Source organism: Bacillus chungangensis, assembly GCF_030812995.1.
Classification (GTDB): Bacteria; Bacillota; Bacilli; order Bacillales; family Bacillaceae_C; genus Bacillus_CF; species Bacillus_CF chungangensis.
In genome coordinates, this window is record NZ_JAUSTT010000009.1 from 82715 (window position 1) to 102381 (window position 19667).

General features: G+C 35.4%; 27 protein-coding genes and 4 pseudogenes. 5 read left to right on the top strand and 26 right to left on the bottom strand.

What is annotated here, in order from left to right; all coding sequences use genetic code 11:
* Positions 1-482: 482 nt before the first annotated feature.
* Positions 483-833 carry a YolD-like family protein gene (locus J2S08_RS08945; protein ID WP_307228714.1) on the bottom strand — a complete coding sequence of 117 codons (351 nt, stop codon included), beginning with the start codon at positions 831-833 and terminating at the stop codon, positions 483-485.
* A 128-nt stretch (positions 834-961) separates the two neighbouring features.
* On the opposite strand from J2S08_RS08945, the gene J2S08_RS08950 reads away from it, so the two are divergent.
* The 3 genes and pseudogenes from J2S08_RS08950 to J2S08_RS22745 all read left to right on the top strand — a co-directional run bounded on the left by J2S08_RS08950 (position 962) and on the right by J2S08_RS22745 (position 2637).
* Positions 962-1624 (top strand): MBL fold metallo-hydrolase, encoded by a 663-nt coding sequence (locus J2S08_RS08950; protein WP_307228716.1) that lies wholly within the window; start codon positions 962-964, stop codon positions 1622-1624.
* A gap of 17 nt (positions 1625-1641) precedes the next feature.
* Positions 1642-1872, top strand: a pseudogene (gene tnpB, locus J2S08_RS22740) (IS66 family insertion sequence element accessory protein TnpB); the annotation flags it as partial.
* Positions 1853-2637: pseudogene (locus J2S08_RS22745) on the top strand (IS66 family transposase). The pseudogenes tnpB and J2S08_RS22745, both read left to right, overlap by 20 nt.
* 156 nt (positions 2638-2793) lie before the next feature.
* On the opposite strand, the gene J2S08_RS08965 reads toward J2S08_RS22745, so the two are convergent.
* The 21 genes and pseudogenes from J2S08_RS08965 to J2S08_RS09065 form a co-directional block, all read right to left on the bottom strand.
* Positions 2794-2946, bottom strand: a complete 153-nt coding sequence (locus J2S08_RS08965; RefSeq protein WP_307228720.1) for a hypothetical protein — start codon at positions 2944-2946, stop codon at positions 2794-2796.
* A 32-nt stretch (positions 2947-2978) separates the two neighbouring features.
* Positions 2979-3920, bottom strand: coding sequence for a hypothetical protein (locus tag J2S08_RS08970; RefSeq protein ID WP_307228722.1), 942 nt, complete (start codon positions 3918-3920; stop codon positions 2979-2981).
* A complete protein-coding gene (locus J2S08_RS08975) occupies positions 3904-4572 on the bottom strand; it encodes an ATP-binding cassette domain-containing protein (protein ID WP_307228724.1) in 669 nt (222 codons plus the stop codon). The genes J2S08_RS08970 and J2S08_RS08975 overlap by 17 nt, the downstream gene beginning before the upstream one ends.
* A gap of 75 nt (positions 4573-4647) precedes the next feature.
* Positions 4648-5037: a hypothetical protein gene (locus tag J2S08_RS08980; RefSeq protein WP_307228726.1), complete on the bottom strand. Its 390-nt coding sequence runs from the start codon at positions 5035-5037 to the stop codon at positions 4648-4650.
* A 521-nt stretch (positions 5038-5558) separates the two neighbouring features.
* The gene (locus J2S08_RS08985; protein WP_307228728.1) at positions 5559-5765 is read right to left on the bottom strand and encodes an Arm DNA-binding domain-containing protein; all 207 of its coding nucleotides are present in this window, start codon (positions 5763-5765) and stop codon (positions 5559-5561) included.
* 222 nt (positions 5766-5987) lie between these two features.
* Positions 5988-6509, bottom strand: a pseudogene (locus J2S08_RS08990) (peptidoglycan recognition protein family protein); the annotation flags it as partial.
* Positions 6510-6557: 48 nt separating this feature from the next.
* Positions 6558-6983: pseudogene (locus J2S08_RS08995) on the bottom strand (glycoside hydrolase family 73 protein); the annotation flags it as partial.
* A gap of 41 nt (positions 6984-7024) precedes the next feature.
* Positions 7025-7270 carry a hypothetical protein gene (locus J2S08_RS09000; protein ID WP_307228730.1) on the bottom strand — a complete coding sequence of 82 codons (246 nt, stop codon included), beginning with the start codon at positions 7268-7270 and terminating at the stop codon, positions 7025-7027.
* A gap of 53 nt (positions 7271-7323) precedes the next feature.
* Positions 7324-7518: a BhlA/UviB family holin-like peptide gene (locus J2S08_RS09005; RefSeq protein WP_307228732.1), complete on the bottom strand. Its 195-nt coding sequence runs from the start codon at positions 7516-7518 to the stop codon at positions 7324-7326.
* Positions 7519-7591: 73 nt separating this feature from the next.
* Entirely contained in the window at positions 7592-7741 is a 150-nt protein-coding gene (locus J2S08_RS09010; protein WP_307228734.1) for a hypothetical protein, read from the bottom strand.
* Positions 7734-8042, bottom strand: a complete 309-nt coding sequence (locus J2S08_RS09015; RefSeq protein ID WP_307228736.1) for a hypothetical protein — start codon at positions 8040-8042, stop codon at positions 7734-7736. The genes J2S08_RS09010 and J2S08_RS09015 overlap by 8 nt, the downstream gene beginning before the upstream one ends.
* Positions 8039-8884 (bottom strand): hypothetical protein, encoded by an 846-nt coding sequence (locus tag J2S08_RS09020; protein WP_307228738.1) that lies wholly within the window; start codon positions 8882-8884, stop codon positions 8039-8041. The genes J2S08_RS09015 and J2S08_RS09020 overlap by 4 nt, the downstream gene beginning before the upstream one ends.
* Positions 8881-9168, bottom strand: a complete 288-nt coding sequence (locus tag J2S08_RS09025) for a ketopantoate hydroxymethyltransferase (protein ID WP_307228740.1) — start codon at positions 9166-9168, stop codon at positions 8881-8883. The genes J2S08_RS09020 and J2S08_RS09025 overlap by 4 nt, the downstream gene beginning before the upstream one ends.
* Positions 9165-9836: a putative phage tail protein gene (locus J2S08_RS09030; RefSeq protein ID WP_307228742.1), complete on the bottom strand. Its 672-nt coding sequence runs from the start codon at positions 9834-9836 to the stop codon at positions 9165-9167. The genes J2S08_RS09025 and J2S08_RS09030 overlap by 4 nt, the downstream gene beginning before the upstream one ends.
* Entirely contained in the window at positions 9829-10908 is a 1080-nt protein-coding gene (locus J2S08_RS09035) for a baseplate J/gp47 family protein (protein WP_307228744.1), read from the bottom strand. The genes J2S08_RS09030 and J2S08_RS09035 overlap by 8 nt, the downstream gene beginning before the upstream one ends.
* Entirely contained in the window at positions 10901-11311 is a 411-nt protein-coding gene (locus tag J2S08_RS09040) for a DUF2634 domain-containing protein (protein WP_307228746.1), read from the bottom strand. Before J2S08_RS09040 ends, J2S08_RS09035 begins: the two co-directional genes overlap by 8 nt.
* Positions 11308-11559, bottom strand: a complete 252-nt coding sequence (locus J2S08_RS09045; RefSeq protein WP_307228748.1) for a DUF2577 domain-containing protein — start codon at positions 11557-11559, stop codon at positions 11308-11310. Before J2S08_RS09045 ends, J2S08_RS09040 begins: the two co-directional genes overlap by 4 nt.
* A 5-nt stretch (positions 11560-11564) precedes the next feature.
* Entirely contained in the window at positions 11565-12539 is a 975-nt protein-coding gene (locus tag J2S08_RS09050; RefSeq protein ID WP_307228750.1) for an XkdQ/YqbQ family protein, read from the bottom strand.
* Positions 12536-13216, bottom strand: a complete 681-nt coding sequence (locus J2S08_RS09055; RefSeq protein ID WP_307228752.1) for a LysM peptidoglycan-binding domain-containing protein — start codon at positions 13214-13216, stop codon at positions 12536-12538. The genes J2S08_RS09050 and J2S08_RS09055 overlap by 4 nt, the downstream gene beginning before the upstream one ends.
* 16 nt (positions 13217-13232) lie before the next feature.
* On the bottom strand, positions 13233-13520 hold the full coding sequence (locus J2S08_RS09060; protein WP_307228754.1) for a hypothetical protein: 288 nt from the start codon (positions 13518-13520) through the stop codon (positions 13233-13235).
* Positions 13521-13532: 12 nt separating this feature from the next.
* Positions 13533-15776, bottom strand: coding sequence for a tape measure protein (locus J2S08_RS09065; protein WP_307228756.1), 2244 nt, complete (start codon positions 15774-15776; stop codon positions 13533-13535).
* 148 nt (positions 15777-15924) lie between these two features.
* Here J2S08_RS09065 and J2S08_RS09070 point away from each other — a divergent pair, with 148 nt between their 5' ends.
* On the top strand, positions 15925-16008 hold the full coding sequence (locus tag J2S08_RS09070) for a putative holin-like toxin (RefSeq protein WP_307228918.1): 84 nt from the start codon (positions 15925-15927) through the stop codon (positions 16006-16008).
* Positions 16009-16568: 560 nt separating this feature from the next.
* Here the strand turns inward: J2S08_RS09070 and J2S08_RS09075 are convergent.
* From J2S08_RS09075 to J2S08_RS09085, 3 genes are all read right to left on the bottom strand, one after another.
* Positions 16569-16763 (bottom strand): hypothetical protein, encoded by a 195-nt coding sequence (locus J2S08_RS09075; RefSeq protein ID WP_307228757.1) that lies wholly within the window; start codon positions 16761-16763, stop codon positions 16569-16571.
* A 190-nt stretch (positions 16764-16953) separates the two neighbouring features.
* Complete coding sequence (locus tag J2S08_RS09080) at positions 16954-17772, bottom strand: phage antirepressor KilAC domain-containing protein (RefSeq protein WP_307228759.1); 819 nt, start codon at positions 17770-17772, stop codon at positions 16954-16956.
* Between the two features lie 11 nt (positions 17773-17783).
* A complete protein-coding gene (locus J2S08_RS09085; RefSeq protein ID WP_307228761.1) occupies positions 17784-17999 on the bottom strand; it encodes a helix-turn-helix domain-containing protein in 216 nt (71 codons plus the stop codon).
* Positions 18000-18157: 158 nt separating this feature from the next.
* On the opposite strand from J2S08_RS09085, the gene J2S08_RS09090 reads away from it, so the two are divergent.
* The gene (locus tag J2S08_RS09090) at positions 18158-18679 is read left to right on the top strand and encodes a helix-turn-helix domain-containing protein (RefSeq protein WP_307228763.1); all 522 of its coding nucleotides are present in this window, start codon (positions 18158-18160) and stop codon (positions 18677-18679) included.
* Between the two features lie 195 nt (positions 18680-18874).
* Here the strand turns inward: J2S08_RS09090 and J2S08_RS09095 are convergent, their stop codons facing one another.
* Complete coding sequence (locus tag J2S08_RS09095) at positions 18875-19468, bottom strand: DUF4352 domain-containing protein (protein WP_307228765.1); 594 nt, start codon at positions 19466-19468, stop codon at positions 18875-18877.
* Between the last annotated feature and the right edge of the window lie 199 nt (positions 19469-19667).

Genomic DNA, 19667 nt, shown 5'->3' on the forward strand with positions numbered 1-19667 from the left:
TTAAAAATGCTCTATATGATGATTAGGCTATTTATTATATTTTATTACATCTATCCTATCTCCACAACCCTGCAAAATCATCCATTCTATCTCCTCAACCTACCGCCGATTTCCTTAGTCGACATGTTTCCTAAATGTATAAAAATAAGGATTTTCAAGGTTAAAAGCCACTGCTCAACAACAAACAGAAATCCTTCTAACCTCAAAAATCCTTTATTTATCAATGCTTTGAGTAACCCTATTTCTCTACCCTTGACATCAACGCCACACACTCCACATGCCCCGTTTTGGGAAGGATTTTCAATTTTTTTCAGATGTATTCATATTTAAAATAATTTATTGTGTAATCAAAAAAACAAAAAAATAATATCCGCTCTTTTTCATTTTTAATCGGATATTTTGTGGTCAAAATGTGATCATGTGGTCGGATAAAAAACAAGGTGATTCCGCTGTTATATTCTACGCTTAATACTTTAAAATATTTAATCCAATATTTCAACTGCAAGTATATCTTCAAACTTTATGTACTGTATCTCGCCTTCTCTGTCTATTACTCTAATCTCTTTTTTAATCTGATCCAAATAATGAATGCGACCATGCACCTCACTTATAAAGCCAACTTCAAAAAATGTGATTTTCACTTCATCACTAAATTCCATTGCCACATGTATTTTATTTTCATTCTCTTCAATTTGGGAAATATCTAATATAGGTTTGTCAACTTTTCTTTGCTCTTCCGCAAGCTTATGCAAACCTGCTACATGTTCAGGCAGCATAATACGGCTTGATTCCCACATTAGATTGTATCCTGGGGTTAATTTGTTTTTCTTCACTTTATCACCTCATAACGAACTTTCGTTCTTATTATATACAAACGAATGTTCTTATAACAGAAGTAAATTGTGGTAAAATGTGAAAGGATTTGAAATAATAGATGGGATGAACTAAAGGGGGAAATGGATTGACTAGACGGTTATTATCATTATTTATAGCATTTACTATTTTTTTATTAGTGGGATGCGATGGTGCTATAGATACATCGAGCGTCCAGGATGAGAAACAAACAAATGAGAGTGAAAAACAAGTTGAAGAAAAGGCTGATATAAATTTAGAAAGCCTGAAGGTCCATTACATAGATGTCGGCCAAGCTGATGCAACACTGTTTGAATTTCAACACAAAGGTGAGAATTTTAATCTCCTGATTGACACTGGAAACTTTAACTCTTCAAATGCGTTAGATTATCTGCTTGACCATGGAGTTGATCATATCGATGCTGTGATGATCACACATCCGCATGCAGATCACGTTGGACAACTTGACAAAATTATTGAAAACATCACAGTCGATGAGGTTTGGATGTCTGGATATACCATTACCTCTCAAACCTTCGAGCGTGCTATGGAAGCTGCATTAAACAGCAATGCAACATATCACGAGCCGAGGGTGGGAGAAGTATATGATGTTGGTCCGCTTGCTATAGAGATATTAAACCCTGCAAAAATTGAAGGCAGCATCCATGAAAATTGTTTAGCTGTGAGGTTAACATATGGAGACGTGGCATTTATAGTGCCAGCGAAAGCAATCAATATGGGCATCCGCATCAAAGAGGAGGTGTTTTTCTAATACCACAACAAAAATTAATGATTGTCCCCGTTACGCTCCACCCAGATAGTAAAAGTTCATGCGGAAGTTTCCTTTTACAATGGCATAGAAGAGCATGTCATCCAAACTATCATGAAGGAGTTGAAGCATTTGTGAAACAAGATTATACAAGCGTAAAAAATATCTATATCATTTGTGGCAAGACTGATATGCGAAAAGGCATAGATAGATTGGCTACATTAATTCAAGATTCTTTTGAGCTCGATCCATATAGTGACTCCATTAACTCTCACGAACCAACAAAATCAAGAGCTGTCAAAAAAAATGAATCAATCGTTGAAGCAGAAACAGAACGAAGCGTTTACGCAGCAAATTCAACACTTAACAGAACTTTTATTTGGCTCCAAAACAGAGAAATCCAAATATTGCCCGATGGGCAAGGATCCTTATTAGAAGATAATCAGTCTTTTGATGATTCTGAGCATACAGAAGAACAAAGCCAACAGACGGTTCCTTATACTGTTATCCGTAAAGTTCATAAGAAAAAGAGAAATGACTCATTACGTGATGGTGTGGAAGCAGAAAAGATTCACCATCATCCGGACAATACTATTTGTGACTGTTGCCAATATCAATTGATTGAAATCGGTGGTACAGTTGTCCGTGAAGAAGCCAATTGTAGATAAATTCCTTCACTGGGTCGATACGTCCCTTTCTTCAGTAAAAACGCCCTTGCGAAAGCAGCGGAATATACACTGAACAGGGCGAATGGATTAAAAGCGTTTTTACATGATGGACGTATTGAAATTGACAATAATCCAGCCGAAAATGCGATTCGTCCTAATGTGATCGGGAGGAAAAATTGGCTTTTTTCTGTCAGCGAAGCTGGTGCAAAGGCAATTTGCTTGAGCATCGCTGAAACAGCCAAAAGTAACGGCGTAGATTTCTACGCATACCTTAAGAAACTGTTTGAGGATCTATCGAATCTAGGAATTTATCTAAATCCTGAAATTTTAGATCAATACATGCCCTGATCAAAAATGATTCAGGAAGAATGTGCAAATAAATGGAGTAGTAGCCGTAAAACGACTAAAGAAATCAAAATTTACGGATATTTGTGATGCGTACCCGAAAGGTACGCATATTTTTTATAAGTCGGGCTTACTAATAATATTTATTTAGCAATTGGTTCACATGTGATGTGGTACAACAAGTGTTTGTGTTTCTTCCTGAATGATTTCTTCATTAGTTGTATTTTTAAATAGGATACTAGAAACTAAAACAAAAAGAATTAGGATACAAATTAAAATGACAATCGCAATTAATATTTTTTTTAGCATCATTACCTTAACCCCTCATTGTATTAGACGCATTTTTAGGATTCAAAAGAACTACGTTTTTCTGTAATAATAATATTTATTACAAATGATACAATTAAAGTAAATAATACCACACATACAGATGTTATAAGGGTAGTACCATCTTTACCGCTTTCTATAGATAATACACCATAAAAATCATAAATTCGATTTCCTAGGTAGTGAAGAGAGTTTTTTAAATCAAAAACTACAAAACTAGGTAGAAAAAACATATAAATAGCAATTAAGATAAAACCTATATAAATATTTTTAAACATTATTCCTAAAGTATAGCCTATTGTCATAAAAATTACAGAAATGACATAAGCGAAAAAAAATCTTAAAAGTAGAGTTGAGTTCGGTTCTGCATTTGATAAGCTTGATTGGAATTCCGAAATTGGAATTGCCTCAGAAATTTTGTAATAAAAAAAGTAGTTTATGAGGAAAGCTATTATTAGCGCTATACTTAAAATAAATAAGCCACTAACCATTAATGAAGCTTGTTTTACTATACCAAAACCAAATTTACTTTCCCTAACCGTCTTGAGTTTAATGGTTTTGTATTTAAAATCAAATATTGCAATCAATAAACCTATAGTCCCAAAGACAATAGGGAAATACAAAAAGGCTGATTCTAAAAACTGTGTTAATGCATATTTAGGGCTTGCGGTATAAACATATGTGCTGACCATTTCTTTTTCATAAAGAATCGGATTTTCAACTACATCTTGATTTCCATCATAATTAAGTTCATATTCTCCTTCTAAGTCTTTTTCTATATCTAAATTGTTTTCCTTATAGAAATTTTCAGTATGTAAGAAGCTGTTGTACGCACTCATAGCTACAGAATAGTTTGTATATGAGACAAGGACAAATAATGAAACAAGAAATAATATGATGTAAAAATATGTTTTTGAGTATATCCCATACAGTATCTCTTGCTTAAACAATTGACTCATCATAAATATCCTCCAACTTTAAATCGCTATGTTGAAAATCCTCTACCAATAATGAAATATCTTTACTTTTAAATATAAAAACATCATCTATTATTTCATTATAAAAACTAAACTGATGCCCCGTTAACAGAACTGTTGTATGCTTTGCCCAATGCTTAATAAGCTTTTGAATATATCTTATCATTTCATAGTCCAATCCATTAGAGATTTCATCCATTATTAAATATTTAGGCTCTAATATCTCAACAAGGGCTAGTGCCAATTTTTTCTTTTGACCATAAGAATAGTGCTTCACTTTATTTTTTAGCAAATCAGAACCCAAAAACTTTGACGCAATTTCTTTTATTTCCTTCTTTGGCTTTTTGTTTTCGGAAAAAATCATAAGATTTTTAAACCCAGTTAAATTTGTGTAAAAAGGACAATCATCCCAAAGGACTAAGATTTCTTTTCTTACGCTATTTATTTTTTCCCCACTGAAAAGAAAATCGCCTTGAAATTGTTCCATACCCATCATACACTTTATTAATGTCGTTTTCCCATGGCCATTTGGCCCCATAAGAAAGGAAATTTTATTGTTCTGGATATCAAAACTGGAGTTTTTAATAATAACATTTTCGCCATATTTCTTAGATATATTTTTACATTCTATCATTTCTTCACCCCTTAATTATGTGATCTCACTTGCTAGATTTTACAAGTGAGATCACGATAAGACTCATTAACTAAATTAAATATCCCATTCAAAATCAGCATCACCAGTTGAATAACCAATGATACGGTCAGTAATTGTTCGGGTGAATCCTAAAGTTACCCCGCCTATTTGTGCACCCGCTAGAAATTCATTTTTGTAATTCCATGCATGTTGTGTAGATGAGCTTAAAGAAGTTACTTTTGATGCCCCCTTATTTCTAACGAAGAAGCCACTTTGATCTTGATATCCATCTGAAGCTGTCACCCTACCTGAATCAACTTTCCATATTAATTTACTTTCACTCCAGGCTAGATTCTTTACACCTCTTTCACTTGCTTTAACATAAGCAGTAGCTGCAGAGGCAGAAGTAGCAAACGAGAATGCCATCATCACCGACAATACTCCAAGAACAAACTTTCCTTTCATCTTGGTTTCCCTCCTTTTTTTGATATTTTAATAGATAAGTATACTTACAACCCAATTATAACATTTTAATATCTCAATACATTTATAATTTTTAGACAAATTCCGTCAAAAAACGATCCTAAATTCCTTTACTTTGAAGTGATTTTTCTACCCATAGACATATATTGTAAAATATATGTCGAATTACTTATTTTTTTGTAAAATGATTCTATCAAGTCTATTTGAATGATTAGCTATGAATATTCATCATTATTTGGTGATATCCGAACGATAACCTAAGTTATAATCCGAGAATTAGTAAAGGGAGAAGTCCTTTTATTAAAAAAATTGACCTCTTGGCACAATTTAGTAAACTAAAGAGGTAATACTTTTATTTTATATTTTTTAACTACCTTTTTAGGTCGTTTGGTGAACAAGTAATTAATGCGGTCTTTGGACTAAATGGAAATCATACTACCAGTATGTCTAAATTCCTATTATTCCGGGAGCGCTTTTTTGCATCGTTAAAGAGAATAAAGGAATTAACAATTTGATGTATGCTCAAACACTTCATCAACAGTCACTTCATCTGTGAATATGTCTTTTGTACTTGCTATAAACTCAGCTTCAGTTGTAATTGCGTCTTTGCGTTTTTTAAATCCTCGTTTAAGTTTTTGTTTACTTCTTCCGTACATATCTTTGTATCGTACTTTGAAGTACCCCACGTTGGTAAAATCGCTTAACTGCATAATCTCCACCGTTACTATAAACAACGATGTCAATTCTTATGAGAATGGGGTGCTCAATTACATCCCTTAAATTTTTGACTTTATTTCATATACGTGTGGAAGAATGTTTCTTCGTAGCCGATTCACCACTATAGCCATCTCCTGCCTCGTTATGTTATCTTGCGGACGTGTACCGTCAAAGTATCCGTTAGCGACAGCTTCGTCCCAATCTTTCTTTGCCCATGCGGACGGTTGTGATTTGTCCACTTTTAGTTCCTCCTTTGCTTTTAATTTATCAGAGATTCGCTTCTTAAATTCTTCCCACCGTCCTTCAGCTAAAATGCGATGAGGACAGTATTTCCCGTTCCAGTCTTGGTGTTTTTTAACACGATCGATACCCCATCCACGCTCCTTTAATAGCTGAGTAATCAGCAAGACTGCGTTTTCTTCCGCCTTTTTATATCGTTCTCCACCTGATTTCGAGTAGCAAATCTCAATTCCTATCGACTTTCTATTGCCGTTTCCATTCCCATCGCCGCAATGCCATGCGTTCCTATTCAACGGTAGCCCTTGAATAATCTCATTATCGTCAACAGCAAAATGGAAAGATACCTGGTTGCTGTTACGCTGCATGTAGCTGATCTCATTGACAGCTGGTGCAGAATTGGCCGTATTGTGGACGGTGATATATTCGGCATTCATAGTGTTAGGACATTTAATACTATATTTACTTGGATCGATTAACTGCTGCTTAATGGTAACCATATAATCCACCCTTTCCGTTATTTGATCATATTTGGTTAAATTGTATTTCTCGATCACATTCACTACTTTAGTGACGTATGCGGGATCGGTAGCATAGCCAGCAGCATGTACAGCTTGAACAGCTTTCCGATAGTCTTTTTCACCAACGACTGCTCGGTATAAATCCCGATTCCATGACACACCGTTTACGTATTTGTTTACTAAAGCCTCGATACTTTCACGCCAGCTTGGATATTTACAGAATGCAGCACTTACGTTGATTTTTTCTCCATTAACAAATTCTGTCGTTAAAATCGTGATAGACTCGCCATTATATGCTCCTTTAATCCCGAACAAGTTATTTCCTTTTTGAGCTAGTTCTGATTTGCCAGAAGCACTTTCAAGTATCGCCTGCCCAATAATCAGCGAGGGGAGAATATCATTCTCTATTCCGATTTCCTGTGCATGGGGGGCGATCTCATCTACGAAACTCATTTTCTATCATTCTCCTTTCTAAAAAGAAAAAAGAGCAACAATTATTTCTGCTGCTCTTTCCCTATTAGATTTTTACTGCCACTATATAACCCTGTTGCCGACAACCCTAGCATCAGTCCAACAATAATACCTTCCTTTAGCTCTGCATCAAGATAGAAAATACCGATTAATAACCCGAATACTACCGCAACAAATGGCGAATATTTAGGTTTCAACCCACCAATTTTAAACAATTCCACTAATGCTAATATAAGTGGGATAATTGCTACATCGTAAATTTCAAACATGTTTCATCTACCCTTCCAAAGTAATGTTATATTATGACGTAAAAAAGAACCGATCACCTTGGAGGTAACCGACTCTTGATGTCGTCTAATTTTTCGATTACGATGTCGTACCGTTTCGCAAATTCATTAAGTGTGTCGTAAAGCTGGTCTTCGCGCTCCTTGTTGCGCTTTTGTGTGTGGATAAGCATCCATACGAACAGGGCAGCGAAAGGTCCTTGTGTTAAAAAATATTGCAGCATATCTTCCATAAGATCACCCTACCTATAACGAAAATAAGGAGCCAAACGGCTCCATAAAAAATACACCTATAAAGGTGTTTGTTTACTGCACATCATCGTTCTGATGCGTCAAAATGCTATCACATTCATCTTGTGTTAATATACCAAGATTTCTAGCCTTTTCGATTTCTTTTGATGTTCGCAATTTACGATCGAATAGCATCTTCCAAATATAATAATTGAAACTAAGCATCCTTATCACTCCCCATTTGTAAGTCAGTTATTGCTAATGCTAGATTCATGATTGTTTGTTCTTGCTCCGCCATCTTTATTTGCGCTTCAGAAAGAGCCAGCATCAGCTGTTCTTCTTTAGTTAATTCTCTTTCGATTTCTTCAGGATTCCCCTCATCGTTAATAAGTTTAAAGAAGGAAAAGTCTTTGACACCACGAAAAGCAAAAACTTCACTCTCGCCATTGTAGCCTATGATTGAATCTGCATTTTTTATGATGCGTTCTGCTTTTAATTCTTCTCCATCATATTTTAACGTCTTCATCTTATTAAACCTCCATCTGTAACGACTTCATTCGTGTTACTCCCTGTAGGTTGAGAACCAGATTTAACTATTACACTTCCGGACATCGCGTAAAGTGCATAAATACCTGAACCAGTATTATCTTTTGATAGCACCAACGAATTAGATCTACATAAAATACAGGATGCTCCTCCCTTACCAATTGACTTAAAATTTATTTTTTCTAATGTAACAATAGATCTATTGGCTTCAATATATCCATTTCCGTATCTGCCATCCGTGGGAGAAATAATATTTACATTAGAAATTCTTATTCCGTATGAATCATCAATATCTACATGGAATAAATCTTCTTTTTCAATTTCTAAATTATAAACATTAATATTATTGCATCCTCTTATTCTTAACTTTCCAAGTAAACGAGAATTTTCAACTCCCAAGAGAGAAAAACTACTTATAACTGAATTAATATTATTAATATCAATAACCCCACGATATTCACCTATTACTCTTACTTGTGTTGATTTGATTGTAAAGATAGGTATCATACTATGCGTTTTCTCCCATGTTTTAAATGCAGTAGCTTCTGATAGACCATCGTTATCATCATTACCATTTTCCTGATCCAAATAGTAAGTAGCAGACCTGGTCGAAAAATACGGCCTTTCCCCAAACTGCATCTTCGCATAATTTTCCTTATGTGCAGCAACTTCTTCCTGCAGCAGCCCGAACTCCTGGCCTACGCCTTGCTGCAGTTGTTCGATTTGTTCGTGAGCTTCGCCTATTCCGCTTTCGATTCGGTTCATGTCTTGCTCAGTCACAATATCATCGTATTTCCAATTTGTTTTAGGTTTGTAACTCACTTAATTCCCTCCTTTATTTTTATGGTATGGCCAACTATGGTGTCCCCACTGATGGGAATATAAACTTCATTTATGCTAACTGCATATCCGTCTTCCTTTCGCAGTTCGACACTTTTGACTGCATCAACAAGTCCATTTGGTATCTTGTATTCAAGCTTAACTGTTGTTTTATCAACTTCTTTGATAACAAAATCGAAAATGTCATACGTCTTATTGAGAACCACTTTGTTAATGTTATCTTTTGTATATTCAGCTACTTCATTTAAGTAAACTGGATCAATCATACTTCAGCCTCCTGTTCAACAAATGCTGTACGGCCTAATCTCCAACCAGTTGATAGTTTTGTAGAACGCTTTAAAGGTGCTCTATGGATTATTTCTTTCTCCCCAAGTTGCATAAATGGTGTTTTTCCTAGTCGCCATTGAGTAGACAATCTTGTCATACGAGTCAGTGGCACTTTGTACATTTCTTCCTCGAAGACAATTCCGTCACATAAAGAAGTTTTTTGGAAATACACTACATTCGCTGGTTTGGTGCTGTGGATCGTATGTTGAATCTCCTTAAATACCGATGCATTATCCACACTTGCGGTAACAGTTAAAACGAGATTCAACCAGTCAATATCAGCTGTAACACGTCCTTCACCAACTAGATAGTCTAATCGATTACGTAAAAAACGAATTGTGAAAGGTGGAGTCGTAGAATATCTACTTATTATCCTTTTTTTTCGAAAGTCTAACGTTTCGATTGTTGGATCAGCAACGATGTTAAGTATTTTCTCGTGTCTTTTAACCCCATATTCGTCTGATGTCATTACAAATTGATTATTGAATGCACGTTCAATTGCTTCTTCAACATTAGCAAACTCAATATCTTCAGCTTTTGTTATTTCGATAAAATCGATAATGTCGTGATAATAAGTCGGTAGGTTACTCATAACTGGATCAGCCATTAATAACCACCTGCCCTTGTGTTGGTATCTCTTCCGCGTCCAAATCTATGTTTTCAGAGACACCATTTAGTTTGGTATCCTTGACATCTACAACGCCCGGCACAGTTAAAATACGAGCATCAATTTGAGCCATGCGAACGGTTATATTGTCTTCGTCCTTCCATGTTCGGCGCAACATAGAAAAATATAAAGATACAGCATTTTCTATATCATCTTGAACTTGTCCGATTGTAGTTCCTGCTGCTAGAATAACGGTTGTTTCAACATTAACGGTCACATCCTTCGCCCCCATTATGGTAACGTGATGCCCAACAGGAGCTAAACCTAATCCTTTTCCTTGATTAACTTCTGGATCCATAATTGTTTGGACCTCATCAACTAATTCAGGAGATGGAGGACTAAAATCACTTGCAATTATCGTACATTTTACCGTTCCACCACCTCGCCAAGTCGGAAATACCTTAACACCACCAACACCAGCAATTGCGTTAATCTTTTGCTTATAATCGGCAATATTTCCGCCAAACGGCTTTTCGTTGACTGCTTCAAAAAAACGAAGCCTTAAAGCTTCGTCATCCTCTTCATCTTCGCCTGGAATAAGAACGTCCGCCAGCTCCGCTCGTGATAATCCTTCGACATAGTCAATAGGGAGTAATGTTCCAAATTGTTCATTTCCTACAACCCCTGTTACTTCACATTCAAGTGCATATTGACCTTTTTCTATCCTACTAAGAACAATATAATTTAAATCTCCAATAGAAAATCGTGTACCAATAGGAACATCAACTGGTTTACCTTCGTTATTAAAAAATAATCCTTTCCTTCGTGCCTTACTTGCTCCATAACGATTAACACCATGTTCCGCCGTTCTGCGACTTAAATATTCGCCGGACGATGTATCTGCGAAACTTAGACGGTCATTAATCGTTAGGTCCGCATACAATTGGGCAAAAATCACAGCTGCAGCAGCAGAAGAACTATAAACTAAGCTCCCTTCTCTCTTATCCACATCATTTCTAATGTAGTCCAGCATTTGTTCTAATAAAGATTCGAAAGTTTTATGTTCATACATTTCTCTTCACCTCAAGCATATCCTCGAAGCTCCCATATTCCGTTACAACTGTAAATCGCACAAGTACATCGCCTTCACTAAATGTAAACTTAAACCCTTCTACACTTGTAATTCTATCGTCCTGCAGTAATGCTTCAGTTACACGCCTTTTTAATTCGGATTGAATAAACAATCTATTAGTTCCGATTAAACTATCTAATTCAGCACCAAAGTTATCTGTAAATATAAGGTACTGAAATCTTTCAGTGTGTAGGGTGATGAAAACAGTTTGCTTGATAGCATCAAGATCATCTGTCATCCCGATAACACGATTTTTATTAAAATCAATCTTGTAAGTTAGGCTAGGTTGTTTTTCAATTTTAATCCTTTGTTCTTCTAATGAGCCTCCTTCTGGAATAATCAATCCTTCTCCACCTCATCTAAAATCAAAAATTGATTTCCGCCCTGAACACGAATTAAACTATATTTTTCCCCTAATTCAAAATGTCCTGCGAAGCGTTTCGGAACAATTAAAAAATCCCTTGAAAGTGGTAATCTTTGTTCGACTAACACTTCCAAAGGATTTAGTTTTGTTACTGTTCCAAACATAACAGCGACTGGTTGGCTAGCTTCAACAGCCCCCACTCCTGCGCGTTTAATAATATCAAGCATTCCCATCATATCACCTTCAAACTTAGCGTCATTGTGTGGTCATCACCATTAAATTCATGAGTACATTCATCCACAAGAAAATAGGAGTTAATCTTCTTTTTTTCAATGATTACTGGAACGAAATAACCGGCACGTATTCTTATGTCACCAATTGCTTTTATGCTCATTGTCTTTTGCTCTCTATTTTTATGTTCAAGGAGTCGTTTCATCATATCGTTTATTTGAGCAGCATTAAGTTTCTCATTTGCTTTCTGGAAGTACTGCAAACGTCCCCATTTTGCAATAGTTTTGCTGTCCTGTGTAATATATACATCACGTTTTTTTGTTTCTTTATTGTCTTGGACTATCTTTATACGATTATATGTGTCACTATCAATCGACAGTTTGTAATCAAAATCAGTCATTAAACTATCATCACCAATGACAAAATCAGACACCATGTCTTTAATATTTCGTACTGTTAACTGTCCAAAATCATCAAAAAGAACATAGTTTTGAGTTGTAGCAATAAGTGTAGCGTCAAGTGCTTTACAGATGATGTCCATCAATGACTGATCATCCTCAACGAGTGTCGGTATATTATATTTTGTGTCCTCAAGCTTACTCGTTTTAAGGTTTAAATCACTGGCGATTTTTTGGATGACTTGTGTTGCTGTAACGTTTTTAAATACATACGTGTCTTTGTTCATGAGATAGCGCGTTTGATCATATGCGGTAATTTTTACTGCTTCATCTTTTCCTCCATCAATCGTAAAGATATATCCATAGAAAACATTTGTACCTTTATATTTAACGCGGACAATATCACCATTTTTTATGGTGAACCAAGGGTCCTGATAGATGCTTGCATCAATATAATTAAATTCAATACTAGCAGCCTTACCTATTCTAGTAGTCTTCCAAGTTAGATCACTAACAACTTCCGTCATGTTCCACACAGTACCATTCTTATTATCAACCAGTATTTCCATATCCCTCATGATGCGGCTCCAGGTAGTTTTAATTCTAGTCCAATTGGTAGCTTTTTAAGATCAGAATCTTTCAAGTTATTTAGCTCCTGGATTTCTTTTGCCCTAGAACCATCACCCAAGTGCTTCTGTGCCACTTTCCAAAGATTATCACCTGCTGCTAGTGTGTAAGTCTTAGGTTGCTGCTTATCGTTAGGGCGTGTTTTATCCTGCACTTTCATTGTTTTTGCTGCTCCATTACTATTCCCCTCAACCTTCACCTTCTTTGCCGAATAGAAAATATACTTCTTAAGGGCAAGAGAATATTCGATGTCTCCACTCGTTCCAGCCGTTTCCTTCCAAGTAAAGTTTTCGATGCTGGCAGCAATGTTAATATCAAACGTTTCTCCAGTGTAAACAAATCGGATAGGACGTTTAGTCGCTCTCCATTTGTTTATTAGACTTACATACCGCATCGGTTCTAAAAGTGTCGGAGCTACAACAAAATGATAAGGCATTGCTGGAAAAAAACTTTCAAATCTAACCTCGGTTAAGTTTGGACTCTTAATAACATTGATCTGTCCAAGGCCAGTGATGTCATATGTGTTTCCGTTTCCTTCCTCACTAATTTCGACCTCAGGAGGATTGACGGGTATTTGGAATCCTTCCTCCTGATTGTTAAAACTTAACCAAATACCGTAGTTATTCATCACGAATACACCCCTTTCAATTAAAAAGCTCTTGGTCTACCTTAAATGGAGAATATCCTTTGTCTTTTAAGAATAATTGGAAGCTTTTAAGAAACTCTGAGTACTTATCAGGTGAAAAATTTTCACTTATAAAAGACAATTTTAAATTCATTCCGTTATTCCATTTATCTTGTATACCACTATCCTTTATTTCATAAGACGTGAGAATAACTTGAAAGTCTGGTTCACGAAAATCATTTACATTAGATAAAGCCGCTGAATTCTCAGTGGCTTTATTTTTAAGGTTAGCGTCTATTTTTAACACTCCCTTTCTTTTTTAGCTATAAACCCCTTTAGCCGCACTTGCTATTTCTTCCTCCAAAGACTTTTCTATTCTCCTGATGATTGTGTCGATGTCGTATCCATTGTTAATGTCCCCAGTGTTGACTTCCACTGTTGGCGTTAAGGTAACAAAGTTTTGAATGCTTTTCATTTCTGCAAGATCGCGCATGACTTTTAGGTCTTCACTAGAAATATCCACTGTGTCATCGATTTTACCTACTCTGTCGACTTTGCCGATGTTGGGTTTATTGCCATGTTTGCCTTTATTTCCTTTCTCTTTACCCAATCCTAGTGGATCGAGCATATCACTTCCGAATTCAGGCATATCATAATCAGGCTTAGGACTTTTAGTCTTATCAAGTGCACCAGTGGCAATATCCTTTCCTTTTTTAAATGCGTCATAAATATTTTTTTCTTCCATTCTATATTTGCTAAAATCTTTAACTTTTTTATCACTTTTTGGTGCAGTCGCATCTAAAGCGTTGGATACCTTCTTAAAAGTATTGCTAATTTTATTTTGTTTTAAGTCACTTACCCTAATACCGATTTCAGGAATATTGAATCCAGGTATATGGTTCATAGCTTTTATCAACATATTTATACCAATAATAACACCGTCTATAGCTGCTAAAACTGTTTTAGAAAATGCATTAGCAAAATTCTCTGCGCTTAATGCCATATTGTACATCCTATCAACAAAAAATTTAGCCATATCGTGAGCTAACTTTTTAACTGCATATGTTGGGTCTATGAAAACATTCGCGATAAATTCTGCAAGTGCTAACATTGCATTCCAGGTTATTGCAATTCCGTTGTATATCAAAGCAAAAAGAGAAGCGAATAAACCTCCAACAAATCCTGTTATTTGTTCGGTTTTAAGACCAAATGCATTCAATACCCAAATAACTGTTGTGATTGCACCTGCAACTAAAAGAATTGGCCAAGTAACTCCAAGCCAAGCTGCTGCAACTGATACCGCTGGTGCCACCATTGCCCACATTTTAGAAACAATTATTCCTAGTTTTATAATTATTAAAGGAAGTAGGACTGTTGCTAAACCTATTAAGATTGGCTCTAAAATAGGCCATAATTTTCCAACAGCGTTTACTATCATTCCTATAATATTAACGATTTTCAACATAATAGGAAGAACGATTTGTAGCGATTTTATCGTATAACCAAAAACACCACCGAACACATCTACCCATGGACCTAAGGCTTCTGGCATTTTTTTTATTATATCAATTAACTTGTATACCCCATCGGTAATTTTGGGCATGTGCTTTTTTGTAATTTCAGCCCCGGCGTTTCTCCATGCAGAGCGCAATGAATCAATCGCACCTGACCAATTTCCTTTACTAGCCTTCATTAGCCCACCAAACTTCGCGGTTGCTCCTTCTAATCCATCAGTACCATTTTTAATACCATCTACTAGCCAAGCTATTGCAGTGTTAGCTCCAATTACACCTTTTTGAATTTGTTTTTCCATTTCTTCAGCTGTTACCCCGGCCTGATTAGCAAGCATTCTTAACGCAGGAATACCATGATCATGGAATCTGTTTACGTCTCCCAACGAGAGTCTGCCGGAAACTTGAATGGATCCGAATACATTAGCGATATCCATGAGTTTTTGTGCACCACCACCCATACCTTTTGTGGCGTCACCAATAGCTTGTAGTACTGGAAGTGTGTTTTTTGCTTCCATCCCAAAAGATACCATGTTACGTCCAGCAGTAAGTAAATCAGGATAAGAAAAAGGAGTTGTCTTAGCGAAATCCAGCATATCATCCATGTACTTTTGTGCTTTTTTGGCATCACCAAAAAAAGTATTAAAAGCAACAGACGAATCTTGTCTAAATGCATGGAAATTGACACCTGTGGATATTAAATCTGACATAGTATCCTTAACAGCCCTAAATCCTGAATACGTAGCTGCTACAGCTAGTAATTTTTTACCTATGTTTGATGCGAGTTCTGCTCCCTTGTTAAATTGATTATTAAGTTTTTTTTGTTCTTTTTCCGCGCTACTGATAGATTGAGTCATTTTGTTAATTTCAGCATTAGCTTGTGCTATTTTTTGTCTAGCAACATCAAACTGTTTACCTATATTATTATTTCTATCTACTGATCTATGTAGACTTTCCATAGATGATAGCATTATATTCATTGACTGTGTGATGTTTTTAAGTGGACCAGAAAAAGAGTCAAACATTTTTAGAGTTGATGTAACGGTTGCCAATGGCCAACCTCCTTTCATTGAAATTAAAAAACACCCTCATATAGAGAGTGTTAATAGAGTTAAATAATGTTATAATATTAACTTGTACAATAGAATCGGCTCTAAGGGCGGTCTGTGGCTCATCCCCGAAAGAAAGGGGGTGATGCCGATGACAACATTTGAAGCGTTGATGCTCATGCTCACGTTTGGGTTACTTATTGTAGCTTTGTTGTCACAAGACAAAAAGAAATAGACCGCCCTTGACTAGGTCTACGGTCTATTTCAGTAGGTCTTAATGAGCCACTCCGCTTTTTGGAGACGTCTATTTGTACATAACCGTGGGTGTTGGTAGCACCTGCGGTCTTTTTTATTCTATGCTTATTTTCATTATACTATAACATTCTGAACAAGAAAAGATAATCACACTCTCATACCGCAGTTACAAATCACTGTGATAAAGATGGGGTTATAACTTATAACGTCATCGATAGGTTAGGCAGAAATCAACAAAAGAAGTTCCTTTTTCAAGTTAGCCTCGCTTTTTATTTCAATCCGCACATTCATACAGGATACAGCACAATTTTTGATAAAATAACTTTTTCCTTTAGTTCGATATAGAGAAATATCCCTAGAAATTCATGTTCACTTCACATTCGCACTTGAAAAAATAGACCTCCCTTGAGCCTCAGAAACTTATGGAGATGGTCTATTCTTTTTACCATATAAGCCTCTCTTGATAGGAAAGTCTATTGTACTTAACAGTTTATCAAAGATAATCACCCCTTTCAAATAAAAACACCCTTGTTAGGGTGTTTAATCTAGTGAAATCCTTGCTTCCGTTACTTTACCGAAAGCTAACATAGTTTCATGCCACTTTCTATTCAGTTGAGCTATTTTCTCTAAAGTCTCATCATCCCTTCCTTGTAACTCGTCAGCAAAAGCATTAAATAATCTCGCCTTCTCATTCCATACTTCCCAAAAGTTATTACGAATTTGTGCACTATCCATAGTTTCTCCTCCCTGAAATTGGAGGCAATACCCACTTTTAAAATGATGTCAATTAGGTTATAATGTATGTACTTAATTCGTGGGGTATTGCCCCTTTATTCGACCACTACTTAAGCTGCAACTTAAATAGTGGTTTTTTTATTTAATTTTAATAGATACAAATTTCCCTTTTTATTCTCCTCATAAACCACTAGATCACATTCTCCTTTGCAAGGAATTTATTTACGAAGTAAATTTGCCCCTTCCCAGTAATCTTTGGAGTTCTGGTTTTCTTCATTTCTCCATTATTTCCTGTTCTCAATCCATGCTTAATTTCTATTAATCTCAAATCAAGGCTCCTTTGAGTCGGCATATTCCACATATCACCTTTACGTTTACAAAGATAACCATTATCTCTAAGCCAACTGAACAACCTCTTCTCTCCTATATCAACACCCTTTTGCTTCAATACAGCAGCTAAATCTTTCACTAATACTGTATCTCTAGAAACAGTTACAGCTTCCGCATAAATCACTTTAGGTCTTTGAATTTCTAATGTTTTGAGCGCCTTTTCTTTTTCTTCTCGTTCTACTTTTATTTGATTAGCAAGATGAATAATTGTATCTGGGTTAAGCAGAACTTCCTCCACTTTATCTGGAGTAAGATATGCACCATGTTTTTGAATTGATGGAAGCATGTCCTCGTATAACCAATCTTGAAACGGTTCAGCTTTAGGTTTCTCAGATTTACCAAATACACGATTCAGTGCTAAGTTTGTAATAAAAGCTTCTCCTGTATTGTGTAATTTTCTAATTCGGCGATTCACCGAAATAGAAAGATCGCTATTTCTAACAATGAATACCTGACCTTCTTTACAAAATTTTGTTACTTCTTCTGTTCTTGCATATTCAAGAGCCTTCGAAACACTCTTTGCCAAAATAAGAAAGTCCCCATGAAAGTCAAATTTTAAGTCATTTTTAGTCAAAATTAACACTTCATACTGTCCTTCAAAAAGCATTAAATTATTCATTCATACCCCTCCTAAGCAATATTTTCACTTTTTTCATATTCCAATATCTCTCCAACACCACACTCCAAATAGGAACACAATTTACTGAGCGTTTCAAATTTAACCCCTTTTCCACTTTCATGAAACAAAGAACTAAGTGTAGCGCGTGAAAGCCCTGTGTCTCTTGATACATCAGAAATATTTATTCTTTTTTTTGCTAATAAGATTGGTAGATTAGATTTAATCACATTTTCACCTCCATGAATATCATTTTGCTACTATGTCATAGCAATTTACAACTATATATTAGCTTTATATGTTTTCTTTGTCAACCTCATTTTGTTGTTACAATGTATAAAATTGCTTATACTTGATATCATAATGACTAATAAAGAGGTGACACATTTTGATTAAATGCAATTTAGCAGTCTTAATGGCCGAAAGAGGATTGAATATAACTAAACTTTCAAAAGACACCGGAATATCAAGAAATGCATTAAGTTCCTTATACCATAACACCGGAAAAGGAATTCAATACGATACCTTAGATACATTATGCGACTATTTCGATGTGCCGGTAGAAAGATTGCTTACTCACTTAAAAGTACTTTTTTCATGTAAAACTTCAGAATGGATTGAAAAAGATCATCATTTAGAAATTGATGGGGAACTGTTGATTTATGATCAACCTATACCATGTCGTCTCGAAATATATATTCTAGAAAAAGATATACTTAAAGAAGGCATCGATGAATTTACTTCTTTATGTATAAGTGTAAATCTTTATAGAGAAGCTGCTCATTTTCCTACAGTACTACCAGAAGAACAATTAAAAGCTCTTATTTTTGATAATATTTTCGAAATCCTTGCTAATACTTATAATGATCTTGTAGTTTTATCTATTAACCTTAACCAAAAATTCATTTAAAGGTTGTTGTTGGAGTTTACATACTCATAATAAGTTCTAAAGATAAAAACCAAAAAGGACAGACGGGTAGCACTCGATAGAGCGGTGCTTCCGCAGCTGTCCTTATTCTGAATATATTAATTTATTTTAAATATACATATCATTACATCTCTTGTCAACCGTTTTCTTTCTTTTGAAATAGATTATTGAGACTAATTAACGAATTTTTATTTTAACAATTTCTTTGCCTTCTCCAATGAATACATCTATACTTTCTGACGCTTCAACCACATTATCTGGCATTTCAATTACGACGAATCCGTTGCCAGTTGCTAGTGGCTGCACATTTTGGGCACTCAAATCACTTGTTAAAAGAGTAGTTAACTTTTCATATTCATACTTCTCATTGTACATAGCTTTTATTTGCGTTCCACCTATTGTATCGGTGAATGAATCAGCTTTAGTTCCTTTATTAGTGACAGTAAATCTTAAAACTAAGAATTTATTTCCTTCATCAGCTGATGACTCAAACATATCGCTACTTACTGTTTGGTTAAACTCAAAAGAATCTAGTTTGACTTCCCAATCCTTATAATTAAATACTTCTCCAACATTTGCAATTATTGTTTCTTGGACAGTTTCTGATTCCTCTTCTTCCGTTTCAACTTCATCTTTTTTTGTAGCGTTTTCTTTTACTTTTTCCTTCTCATTACTTTTTTCAACCCCAGATGCTTCTTCACCTGCATTACCACAACCTACTAATGAGAAACAAAGTAAAAATATTAGCCCTATAATTGTAAGTTTCTTCAACATGAATCCCCCTTTTTTGATTTTTTATACAACTCTTATTCTACCAAAAAAGGGAATGCAATAAGGCTATTTACTCAGTTTAGCCATTTCCTTTTTCTCTTTCTCTATATACATATCGATAACAGTCATTACGAACGCTTTTTCTTTTCGAGGAAGAGACAGGAATTCACTTGGCCACTTCTGAAACTTGTGGAGGGAG

What these genes read in the sequence shown, in the direction of transcription:
- J2S08_RS08970 (WP_307228722.1), bottom strand. Translation starts at nt 3,920, where the DNA reads ATGAGTCAATTGTTTAAGCAAGAGATACTGTATGGGATATACTCAAAA.
- J2S08_RS08985 (WP_307228728.1), bottom strand. Translation starts at nt 5,765, where the DNA reads ATGCAGTTAAGCGATTTTACCAACGTGGGGTACTTCAAAGTACGATAC.
- J2S08_RS09025 (WP_307228740.1), bottom strand. Translation starts at nt 9,168, where the DNA reads ATGATTGATCCAGTTTACTTAAATGAAGTAGCTGAATATACAAAAGAT.
- J2S08_RS08980 (WP_307228726.1), bottom strand. Translation starts at nt 5,037, where the DNA reads ATGAAAGGAAAGTTTGTTCTTGGAGTATTGTCGGTGATGATGGCATTC.
- J2S08_RS09070 (WP_307228918.1), top strand. Translation starts at nt 15,925, where the DNA reads ATGACAACATTTGAAGCGTTGATGCTCATGCTCACGTTTGGGTTACTT.
- J2S08_RS09045 (WP_307228748.1), bottom strand. Translation starts at nt 11,559, where the DNA reads ATGCTTGATATTATTAAACGCGCAGGAGTGGGGGCTGTTGAAGCTAGC.
- J2S08_RS09010 (WP_307228734.1), bottom strand. Translation starts at nt 7,741, where the DNA reads ATGCTTAGTTTCAATTATTATATTTGGAAGATGCTATTCGATCGTAAA.
- J2S08_RS08965 (WP_307228720.1), bottom strand. Translation starts at nt 2,946, where the DNA reads ATGATGCTAAAAAAAATATTAATTGCGATTGTCATTTTAATTTGTATC.
- J2S08_RS09035 (WP_307228744.1), bottom strand. Translation starts at nt 10,908, where the DNA reads ATGTATGAACATAAAACTTTCGAATCTTTATTAGAACAAATGCTGGAC.
- J2S08_RS09030 (WP_307228742.1), bottom strand. Translation starts at nt 9,836, where the DNA reads ATGGCTGATCCAGTTATGAGTAACCTACCGACTTATTATCACGACATT.
- J2S08_RS09080 (WP_307228759.1), bottom strand. Translation starts at nt 17,772, where the DNA reads ATGAATAATTTAATGCTTTTTGAAGGACAGTATGAAGTGTTAATTTTG.
- J2S08_RS09050 (WP_307228750.1), bottom strand. Translation starts at nt 12,539, where the DNA reads ATGAGGGATATGGAAATACTGGTTGATAATAAGAATGGTACTGTGTGG.
- J2S08_RS09000 (WP_307228730.1), bottom strand. Translation starts at nt 7,270, where the DNA reads ATGTTTGAAATTTACGATGTAGCAATTATCCCACTTATATTAGCATTA.
- J2S08_RS09075 (WP_307228757.1), bottom strand. Translation starts at nt 16,763, where the DNA reads ATGGATAGTGCACAAATTCGTAATAACTTTTGGGAAGTATGGAATGAG.
- J2S08_RS09015 (WP_307228736.1), bottom strand. Translation starts at nt 8,042, where the DNA reads ATGAAGACGTTAAAATATGATGGAGAAGAATTAAAAGCAGAACGCATC.
- J2S08_RS08975 (WP_307228724.1), bottom strand. Translation starts at nt 4,572, where the DNA reads ATGATAGAATGTAAAAATATATCTAAGAAATATGGCGAAAATGTTATT.
- J2S08_RS09005 (WP_307228732.1), bottom strand. Translation starts at nt 7,518, where the DNA reads ATGGAAGATATGCTGCAATATTTTTTAACACAAGGACCTTTCGCTGCC.
- J2S08_RS09055 (WP_307228752.1), bottom strand. Translation starts at nt 13,216, where the DNA reads ATGAATAACTACGGTATTTGGTTAAGTTTTAACAATCAGGAGGAAGGA.